Origin of the sequence: Microbacterium sp. NPDC077184, from assembly GCF_040687055.1 — a bacterium.
GTDB lineage: Bacteria > Actinomycetota > Actinomycetes > Actinomycetales > Microbacteriaceae > Microbacterium.
In genome coordinates, this window is record NZ_JBFBMM010000001.1 from 957,075 (window position 1) to 965,521 (window position 8,447).

Below are 8,447 nucleotides of genomic sequence, written 5' to 3' on the forward strand. Positions count from 1 at the left end.
CGTCGCGCCCTCGGTAGACTTCGACAATGCCCGCGCTCGATCTCACGCAATCCTCCGTCGACCTCACGCGCGTCATCTGCGACATCCCCAGCGTGTCCGGTGAGGAGACCACGCTCGCCGATCTCATCCATGAGGCCGTGTCGGCGCTCGAGCACCTGGAGGTGTATCGCGACGGCGACACCATCGTCGCCCGCACCCACCTCGGGCGGGACCGGCGCGTCGCGATCGCCGGGCACATCGACACCGTTCCGATCAACGACAACGTGCCGACGCAGGATCGCGTCGTGGACGGCCAGCAGGTCCTCTGGGGGCGGGGGACGGTCGACATGAAGGCCGGCGTCGCCGTCCAGCTGGTGCTCGCGGCCGAACTGACCGATCCGACGGTGGACATCACCTGGATGTGGTACGACCACGAAGAGGTGGATGCCGAGCTCAACGGGTTGACCCGGCTCTCCCGGACGCGCCCCGATCTCTTCGCAGCGGACTTCGCGATCTTGGGCGAGCCCTCCAACGGCGAGGTGGAGGGCGGGTGCAACGGAAACCTGCGGGCGCTCGTGACCACGAAGGGTGTGCGCGCGCACAGCGCCCGGTCCTGGGTCGGAGAGAACGCGATCCATGCGGCCGCGCCCATCCTCACCCGGCTCGCTGAGCACCGTGCGCGGGAGGTGACCGTCGACGGGCTAGTGTACCGCGAGGGGCTCAACGCCGTGCGGATCTCCGGCGGGATCGCCGGCAACGTGATCCCGGACGAGTGTCGCGTCGAGGTCAACTTTCGCTTCGCCCCGAGCCGCGACGCCGCGGAGGCGGAACGCGTGGTGCGGGATGTCTTCTCCGGGTTCGACGTCGAGATCGTCGATCTCGCCGAAGGGGCGCGCCCGGGACTCGACGCCGAGCTGGCCCAGGACTTCGTCCGAGCCGTCGGCGCCGAACCGCGCCCGAAGTACGGCTGGACGGACGTCGCGCGGTTCAGCGCTCTCGGCGTGCCGGCGGTCAACTACGGTCCGGGGGACCCGCACCTGGCTCATCACGACGAGGAGCGGGTGCCCATCGCGCAGATCGAGTCGGTCGAACGCGGACTGCGCGCCTGGCTGAGCGCCGGCTGACGGTGCGCCCGGGGGCTCTTGCCGCGCGCGTCGCGGTGCAGCCGGCGCTGTGGATCGGCGTCCTCTATCTCGCGGCGCGAGCGGTCACGACCGTCTTCCTCATCCTCGCGGCGTCCCTGTCGACCCCGTCATCGCGCTTCGGCGACGCTCCTGCGCTCGGCGATCTCGTCCTGGGGTGGGACGCGCGGTGGTACTGGATCATCGCCGTCGTCGGGTACCCGACCACGTTGCCGCTGACGGAGGACGGGCTGGTGGCGGAGAATGCGTGGGCGTTCCTGCCCGTGTACCCCTTCCTGGCGCGGGCGGTGAGCCTGCCGTTCGGTCCCTGGGTCGCGGGGGCGTTGCTCGTCTCGTTGATCGCCGGCTACGCGGCGTGCTACGTCCTCTATCGCCTGCTGCGCACCCGCCTGAGCGTCATCGCCGCCACCTGGGGGGTGGCCTTCTTCGCCTGCGGACCGCTCGCCGCGCTGTTCCAGGTCGGGTACGCCGAGACACTGAACCTCCTGTGGCTGTTCCTCGCGCTCTGGGCGCTCATCCGCCGGCGGTGGGGATGGCTGTACGCCCTCATCCCTCTCATGGGCTTCACACGACCCGGCATCCTCGCCTTCTCGCTGATGCTCGCCCTCTACGGGGTCTGGCGGTGGGTGCAGCGCGAGAGGGACCCGCTCTCGGTTCGCGAGATCGTCCACATCATCGCCACGGGCCTCCTGGCAGCCGCCGTCGGGTTCGCTTGGCAGGTCGTCGCCGCCGTCGTGACGGGACGATCGGACGCGTACCTCGCCACAGAACTCGCATGGCGCAGGATCTGGATGCCGGGGGAAGCGGACTTCGTCCCTCTCCACGGCTTCCTCGAGGCGGTGGAGTTCTGGTTCGGCCGGATGTGGCGGGTCGATCCCCTCGTGGGATACGTCCTCCTCGTCGCGCTCGTGGCCGCCATCGCCGCGGTGCTGCTGTGGGCGAAGCCGGTGCGCGCACTCGGGGTCGAGGTCCGGCTGTGGTCGGTCGGCTACATCGTGTACCTGCTGCTCGTCTTCTTCCCACAGTCCAGCATCTTCCGCCTTCTCGTTCCGCTCTCGCCCCTGTGGGGAGCGTTCGCTGTTCCGCGATCGCGCACGTGGCGCTGGAGCGTCCTGGCCGCCTGTCTCGTCGGGCAGTGGTGGTGGATCTACAACATGTACGGCCTCGGGAACATGACCTGGCAGGTCCCGTGACTGGCACGCGATGTCACGTTCTGTGGACGGGGTTCGGGCACGGGCTCCGCTCAGGGATAAACTTGGCTTCGCAGAACATCGATGAAAAGGAGCCGCAATGGCAGCCATGAAGCCGAGAACCGGAGACGGGCCGATGGAGGCCGTGAAGGAGGGTCGCCTCATCATCGTGCGCGTGCCGCTCGAGGGGGGTGGGCGACTCGTCGTCTCCGTGAACGACGCTGAGGCCAAGGAGCTTCATGACGTCCTGGGGGGCGTCGTCAGCGCAGCCTGATCAGCAGGAAAGATGAACGGCCGGTCATGGGACCGGCCGTTCATCTTTCCTGCTGATCAGGCTGTGGGAACCGTGGTGAGCTGAAGGAGACCCTCGCCGACGATGGAGAGCGCCCCGATGACGGCGGGGGAGCTCTGCGTCTCCTGGATCAGCGAGCGGTAGGCGCTCGTGACGGGGTCGCGACGCACCGGATCCGCGACCGCACCGTGGCCGAGCACGCGCGGCACCAGGACCGTGCCGCCCGCGCGGACGAGGCGGAGCCCGTGCTCGACGTACTCGATGACGCCGTCCGGGTCCGCGTCGACGAGGACGATGTCATAAGACGCCTCGTTCATGCGGGGAAGCACTTCCGCCGCGCGACCCGTGATGAACCGTGCACGCGCGGCTGGGATGCGGGCCTCGGAGAATGCCTGACGTGCGGCGCCGAGGTGCTCCGGCTCTTTGTCGATGGTGGTCAGTGTCGCTCGAGGAGAACCGTGGAGAAGCCACAGTCCGGATACACCGGCGCCCGTTCCGATCTCGACGATGTTCAGCGCCTGCGACGCCGCCGCGATCACGGCGCACTGAGCCCCGACGGGGGCGCTGATCGGCGCGGCCCCGAGTTCGAGGGCGTGTGCGCGGGCACGCGCGATGTGCTCGGGTTCGAGCGTCGATTCGTCGGCGAACCTCTGGTTCGCGTCATGACCTGCCATGGGTGTTCCTCCGGTTCAACCCTAGGGGCGCTCCCGGGCGTCAGCCTGCAGGCGCGACGGTAATGTGAAGGCATGTTCTTCGGGCTCACGATCGAGAAGCTTCTGCTGATCGGTGTGATCGCGGCCTTCGTCATCGGTCCCGAACGGCTTCCCCGCTACGCGGAGGGTCTCGGGCGCCTGACCCGGCAGGTGAAGAACTGGATGAACACGGCCAAGACGCGCGTGCGCGACGAGATGGGTGAGGATTTCCAGGACGTCGACTGGCGGACGCTCGATCCGCGTCAGTACGACCCTCGTCGCATCATCCGCGAGGCTCTGCTGGATGACACCCCGGTCCCGACGGTGAAGGCGGCCGCGGCAGCCGGAGCGGTCGCCGCCATGGGGGCTGCCGGCGAGGCGCATCGCGAGGAACGCGCCGCACCGTCGCGGCTGCTGGCGGGTGAGACGGCGCCTTTCGACGACGAGGCCACCTGAGCGGCTCCCGGATGGCCCCGCGTCAGCGCGTCCGCAGCGGGAGGGAACGACCGGCCAGACCGCGCCGAGCGCCGGCGAGCTCGTCCGCGAGCGCCGCGATCGCCCGGGCGGCGGGCTCGTCCGGGGCGGCGAGCACGACGGGGGAACCGGCGTCCGAGGTCGCGCGGAGCGCGGGACTGAGCGGCACCGACGCCAGAAGGGGAACGTCGGAGGTCTGATCGACCGACAGCGCCGCGGCCACGGCGTCGCCGCCGCCGGAGCCGAAGACCTCCATGACCGAGCCGTCCGGCAGCGTCATCGCCGCCATGTTCTCCACGACACCGATCACCCGTTGGCCGGTCTGCCGGGCGACGAGTCCGCTGCGGACCGCCACATCGGAGGCGCTCGTCTGCGGCGTCGTCACGACCAGCACCTCGGCGTGGGGGAGCAGCTGGCCGACGGAGATGGCCACGTCGCCCGTTCCCGGTGGCATGTCGAGCAGGAGCACGTCGAGGTCGCCGAAGTGGACATCGGTCAGGAACTGCGACACCGTGCGGTGCAACATCGGGCCACGCCAGGCGACGGCGGGGAGCGCGCCCTCCTCGCCCTCGCGGCGCAGGAACATCCCGATCGAGATCACCTTCACGCCGTGCGCCACCGGCGGCAGCATCACGTCGTCGATCCGGGTGGGGGAGGGCGCTCGGCCGCGTTCGTCGACGAGTCCCAGCAGAGCGGGGATGGAGAAGCCGTGCACGTCCGCGTCGATGAGGCCCACGGACAACCCGCGCTGGGCGAGGGCGACGGCGAGGTTCGCCGTGAGCGTGGACTTCCCGACGCCGCCCTTGCCGCTGGTCACCGCGACGACCCTGGTCAGGGAGTCGGCGCCGAAGGGCATCGTGCGGGCGGCGCGTCCACCGCGAAGCCGATCCGTGAGGGCGCGGCGTTCGTCGGGCGTCATGACCGTGAGCGAGACGTCGGTGCCCGAGACGCCGGCCACGGTTGACGCAGCGTGCTCGACATCCGCTCTGATGCGGTCGGATGCCGGACATCCGACGATGGTGAGGGCGATCTCGACGTGGGCGATGCCGTCGTCGACGCTGATGGTGCGGAGCATGTCGAGCTCGGAGAGCGGGCGCCGCAGTTCGGGATCCATCACGGCGCCGACGGCGGCGGTGACCGCGGCGACGGTGCTCGAGGTCATCGACGCTCTTCCTCGGAGTCGGGGGCCACACCGTCGAGACGGTCGAGGATCGCTCGAAGCTCGGCGCGCAGGACGTCGCGGGTCACGACGTCTCCGGAGATGTCGGTCAGCGCCATCCGCAGCGCGACGATCTCCCGAGCGAGGTACTCCGTATCGGCGAGGTTGCGCTCGGCCCTCTGGCGGTCCTGCTCGATCTGCACCCGATCGCGGTCGTCCTGTCGGTTCTGCGCCAGCAGGATCAACGGTGCGGCGTACGACGCCTGGAGCGAGAGGACGAGGGTGAGGGCGGTGAAGCCGAGCGCCGCGTCGTCGAAACGCCACGGCTCCGGCATCGTGGTGTTCCACAGGATCCATCCCACGCAGAAGAGCGTGAGGGCCAGGAGGAAGACCGGCGTCCCCATGTTCCGCGCGATCCACTCGGTGAACCGACCGAATCGATCCCGGGAAGGCTGCGGGGTGCGCGCGAGCATCCCTCCGCGACCGCGAGGGGCGTCCAGGGACGGTCGCTTCGTGGAACGGGCCATCATCGCCGCCTCGGAGTGATCGGCACGGCCGCCGTCGACGGGGCGCGCGCAGGCTCGGGGATGTCGCTGGAGCGCCAGTCATCGGGAAGCAGGTGATCCAGCACGTCGTCGATGCTCACCGCTCCGACCAGGCGTCGGGCCTGATCGATCACCGGTACGGAGACGAGGTTGTAGCTGGCGAGCATGCGTGCGACCTCGGCGGCGCTGGCGATGGCCGAGATCGGCTCCAGCGTGTCGTCGATGATCGCGCCGAGCCGTTCGTGCGGGGGATATCTCAGCATCCGTTGGAAGTGGACGGTGCCCAGGAAGCGTCCGGTCGGCGTCTCGTACGGCGGCAGGGTGACGAAGACCGCAGCGGCCAGCGCCGGATGCAGCTCGTGTCGGCGGATGAGTGCGAGCGCTTCCGCGACCGTCGCGTCGGCGGAGAGGACGATTGGCTCGCTCGTCATCAGGCCCCCGGCCGTGTCGGGGCCGTACTTCAGCAGGGCGCGCACGTCCTCCGCCTCCTCGGGTTCCATCAGGTCGAGGAGCTCCTCGGAGCGCGCCTCGGGGAGCTGCCCGAGAAGGTCGGCGGCGTCATCCGGCTCCATCTGATCCAGGATGTCGGCGGCGCGTTCGTCGCCGAGGGCTTCGAGGATGTGCACCTGCTCATCCTCCGGCATCTCCTCGAGCGCGTCGGCGAGTCGATCGTCGGGCAGCTCTTCGGCGACTTCGAGCAGCCGCTCCTCGGGGAGGTCGAGCAGCGTGTTCGCCAGATCCGCCGCCTTGAGGTCGGAGAACGTGGCGACGAGCTGTTCCGCCGACTGCGCCTGCCCCGGGGTCTGCTCTTCACGGACTTCTGCCCAGGACGCGAACGTGGTGGGCCCCTTGGCGAAGGGGGAGGCGCTCGTGCGCGGACGGCGCAGGAAGAGCTGGCCGACATCCCACTCGCCCAGGCGACTGCGCTCGATGGCGACGTCTTCGATGACGGCGCGACTCGATCCGTCTCGGAGGTACACCGTGCGGCCGAGCATCTCCGCCATCACCCGGACCTCTCCGCCGCGCTGCTGGAAGCGACGGACGTTGATGAGACCGGTCGTGATGACCTGACCGGTGGCGATCGAGGTCACGCGGCCGATCGAGACGAACACGTGCCGTCGACCGGGGATCTCCACCACGAGCCCGACCACGCGCGGGGGATCGTCCTTGCGGTAGATGACGACGACGTCGCGGACCTTCCCGAGACGGTCTCCGGCGGGATCGAAGACCGCGCAGCCCGCGAGACGCGCGACGAAGACCCTTTGCGTGCTCACACGTCCCAGCGTAGCCCCGGGCCCGTGGGAGGATGGAGCGATGAGCATGTTCGGCGGCAGGGCGGCGATGTCCGCCGGCGACGTCGGTCAGACGGTGGCCGGCTACAGCACCTACGAGGCGGCGCAGAAGGCCGTGTCGACGCTGATCGGGGCCGAGATCCCCGCGCGTCACATCGCCATCGTCGGATCCGGTCTGCGGTCGGTCGAGCGTGTGACGGGGCGGCTCGGCTACGCCACCGCGGCTCGGTCGGGAGCGCTCAACGGTCTCCTTCTGGGTCTTCTCTTCGCCGCGGTGCTCGTGATCGGGTCCCCGACGCTGCCGATTCCGGTGTTCCTGGGCGTCCTTTTCGTGGGCATCGCCCTGGGGATGCTGCTGAGCCTGACGACGTACTCGCTCGTGCGGAAGAGGCGGGACTACGCGTCGGTGATCCACGTCGTCGCCGACCACTACGACGTGACCGTCCCGGCATCCGACCTCGCACGCGCACGCGCCGCGCTCGGCGTCGGGGCTGCCGCGCCGGCCGGCCCGCGTCCCCCCGAGGACTCCGAGCCGCCACGCTACGGCGAACGGGTCACCCCGTCGCCGCCGGCATCCACCGACGCCGGGGCCGACGACGACCGCGCCTGATGCGCGGCGTTCGGGTGAACGGATGACGTCGCTGGAATCCACGCGGATCTGCGTGGTCGAGTTGCCCTCCGGAGAGGTCTCCCTTCCGGTCTCCCGGATCGATCCGCCGGCGCCGCGGGCGACGGTGATCCTCGCACCCGGCGCAGGGGCCGGTGCCGCACATCCGTTCATGGCCGCGATGGCCGCTGCGATCGCGGACTGCGGGATGAGCGTGGTGCGGTTCGACTTCCCGTACCGGGTGCTGGGACGTCGGATGCCGGGACCCGCTTCGCATTCGATCCGCGCCTGGGCGGCGGTGTTCGAACACGTGCGCCGGGAGGGCGACTCCGTCCCGATCATCGCCATGGGCAAGTCGTACGGCGGACGCATGGCGTCGATGGCGACGGCGGAAGACCTGATCGACCCCGACGCGCTGGTCTACCTCGGCTACCCCCTCCACCCTCCCGGCCGTCCGGAGAAGGAGCGCGCCGCGCACCTTCCGCTCGTCACCGTGCCCCAGTTGTTCGTGTCGGGGAGTCGCGACCCGTTCATCCTTCCGGCCGAGCGCTGGGATGCGATCGTTCGGACGTGCCCTGCCGCGTCGATCGCGTGGATGGAGGGCGCGGATCACTCGTTCGAGCGGGCGAGAGACCGCAGGACGGCGGGGGACGTCGCCGCGTCCGTCCTCGCTGAGGCCCGCGATTTCCTGGAGGACGTCGCCTGCGGACAGCGCGACACGCCCGGGGGAGCGGCCGGATTTGCCCGACCCCCGGATCCCGCGTAAGTTATCTCTTGTTCGCCCCAAAGGGAAGCGAGCGCCGGGATCACCGAGCGCCCCCCTCAAGCATCGAACATCTCCTCCGGATCACGACTTCTGTCGTGGAAGGAAGAGTCCGGCGTCTTCCGTCACCCGGCTTCGGCCGAATTGACACGGGGAGAGCGCCGGGTAACATAGAGAAGTTGCCCTTCGAGCAGAGCTGAGAAGCCGAGCGGGAGGAGCATCCGATCCTTGAGAACTCAACAGCGTGCACTTGTCAAATGCCAAATTTTCCTCGTCGGTCTTCGGACTGGTGAGAATTCCTTTGGATCAAAG

The 8,447-nt window shown here is 69.6% G+C and carries 10 protein-coding genes; 6 read left to right on the forward strand and 4 right to left on the reverse strand.

Annotated features, from left to right (window positions below):
• Positions 1-26: 26 nt before the first annotated feature.
• From dapE to AB0O93_RS04605, 3 genes are all read left to right on the forward strand, one after another.
• A complete protein-coding gene (gene dapE, locus AB0O93_RS04595; RefSeq protein ID WP_363340932.1) occupies positions 27-1,103 on the forward strand; it encodes a succinyl-diaminopimelate desuccinylase in 1,077 nt (358 codons plus the stop codon).
• Between the two features lie 2 nt (positions 1,104-1,105).
• The gene (locus tag AB0O93_RS04600; protein ID WP_363340934.1) at positions 1,106-2,314 is read left to right on the forward strand and encodes a hypothetical protein; all 1,209 of its coding nucleotides are present in this window, start codon (positions 1,106-1,108) and stop codon (positions 2,312-2,314) included.
• Positions 2,315-2,411: 97 nt separating this feature from the next.
• On the forward strand, positions 2,412-2,585 hold the full coding sequence (locus AB0O93_RS04605) for a DUF3117 domain-containing protein (RefSeq protein WP_064485917.1): 174 nt from the start codon (positions 2,412-2,414) through the stop codon (positions 2,583-2,585).
• A 56-nt stretch (positions 2,586-2,641) separates the two neighbouring features.
• Here the strand turns inward: AB0O93_RS04605 and AB0O93_RS04610 are convergent, their stop codons facing one another.
• Positions 2,642-3,277, reverse strand: a complete 636-nt coding sequence (locus tag AB0O93_RS04610) for a class I SAM-dependent methyltransferase (protein ID WP_363340936.1) — start codon at positions 3,275-3,277, stop codon at positions 2,642-2,644.
• Positions 3,278-3,349: 72 nt separating this feature from the next.
• On the opposite strand from AB0O93_RS04610, the gene AB0O93_RS04615 reads away from it, so the two are divergent.
• Complete coding sequence (locus AB0O93_RS04615) at positions 3,350-3,751, forward strand: Sec-independent protein translocase TatB (protein ID WP_363340938.1); 402 nt, start codon at positions 3,350-3,352, stop codon at positions 3,749-3,751.
• A gap of 22 nt (positions 3,752-3,773) precedes the next feature.
• Here the strand turns inward: AB0O93_RS04615 and AB0O93_RS04620 are convergent, their stop codons facing one another.
• The 3 genes from AB0O93_RS04620 to AB0O93_RS04630 are packed head-to-tail and all read right to left on the reverse strand — an operon-like array spanning position 3,774 to position 6,747.
• A complete protein-coding gene (locus tag AB0O93_RS04620; protein ID WP_363340940.1) occupies positions 3,774-4,931 on the reverse strand; it encodes an Mrp/NBP35 family ATP-binding protein in 1,158 nt (385 codons plus the stop codon).
• Entirely contained in the window at positions 4,928-5,455 is a 528-nt protein-coding gene (locus AB0O93_RS04625; protein ID WP_363340942.1) for a DUF1003 domain-containing protein, read from the reverse strand. The genes AB0O93_RS04620 and AB0O93_RS04625 overlap by 4 nt, the downstream gene beginning before the upstream one ends.
• Positions 5,455-6,747, reverse strand: coding sequence for a CBS domain-containing protein (locus AB0O93_RS04630; RefSeq protein ID WP_363340944.1), 1,293 nt, complete (start codon positions 6,745-6,747; stop codon positions 5,455-5,457). The genes AB0O93_RS04625 and AB0O93_RS04630 overlap by 1 nt, the downstream gene beginning before the upstream one ends.
• Before the next feature lie 40 nt (positions 6,748-6,787).
• On the opposite strand from AB0O93_RS04630, the gene AB0O93_RS04635 reads away from it, so the two are divergent.
• Positions 6,788-7,375, forward strand: coding sequence for a general stress protein (locus AB0O93_RS04635; protein WP_363340946.1), 588 nt, complete (start codon positions 6,788-6,790; stop codon positions 7,373-7,375).
• A gap of 22 nt (positions 7,376-7,397) precedes the next feature.
• Positions 7,398-8,138: an alpha/beta family hydrolase gene (locus tag AB0O93_RS04640; protein ID WP_363340948.1), complete on the forward strand. Its 741-nt coding sequence runs from the start codon at positions 7,398-7,400 to the stop codon at positions 8,136-8,138.
• Positions 8,139-8,447 lie beyond the last annotated feature (309 nt).

What these genes read in the sequence shown, in the direction of transcription:
- AB0O93_RS04625 (WP_363340942.1), bottom strand. Translation starts at nt 5,455, where the DNA reads ATGGCCCGTTCCACGAAGCGACCGTCCCTGGACGCCCCTCGCGGTCGC.
- AB0O93_RS04635 (WP_363340946.1), top strand. Translation starts at nt 6,788, where the DNA reads ATGAGCATGTTCGGCGGCAGGGCGGCGATGTCCGCCGGCGACGTCGGT.
- AB0O93_RS04615 (WP_363340938.1), top strand. Translation starts at nt 3,350, where the DNA reads ATGTTCTTCGGGCTCACGATCGAGAAGCTTCTGCTGATCGGTGTGATC.
- AB0O93_RS04640 (WP_363340948.1), top strand. Translation starts at nt 7,398, where the DNA reads ATGACGTCGCTGGAATCCACGCGGATCTGCGTGGTCGAGTTGCCCTCC.
- AB0O93_RS04610 (WP_363340936.1), bottom strand. Translation starts at nt 3,277, where the DNA reads ATGGCAGGTCATGACGCGAACCAGAGGTTCGCCGACGAATCGACGCTC.
- AB0O93_RS04605 (WP_064485917.1), top strand. Translation starts at nt 2,412, where the DNA reads ATGGCAGCCATGAAGCCGAGAACCGGAGACGGGCCGATGGAGGCCGTG.
- AB0O93_RS04620 (WP_363340940.1), bottom strand. Translation starts at nt 4,931, where the DNA reads ATGACCTCGAGCACCGTCGCCGCGGTCACCGCCGCCGTCGGCGCCGTG.
- dapE (WP_363340932.1), top strand. Translation starts at nt 27, where the DNA reads ATGCCCGCGCTCGATCTCACGCAATCCTCCGTCGACCTCACGCGCGTC.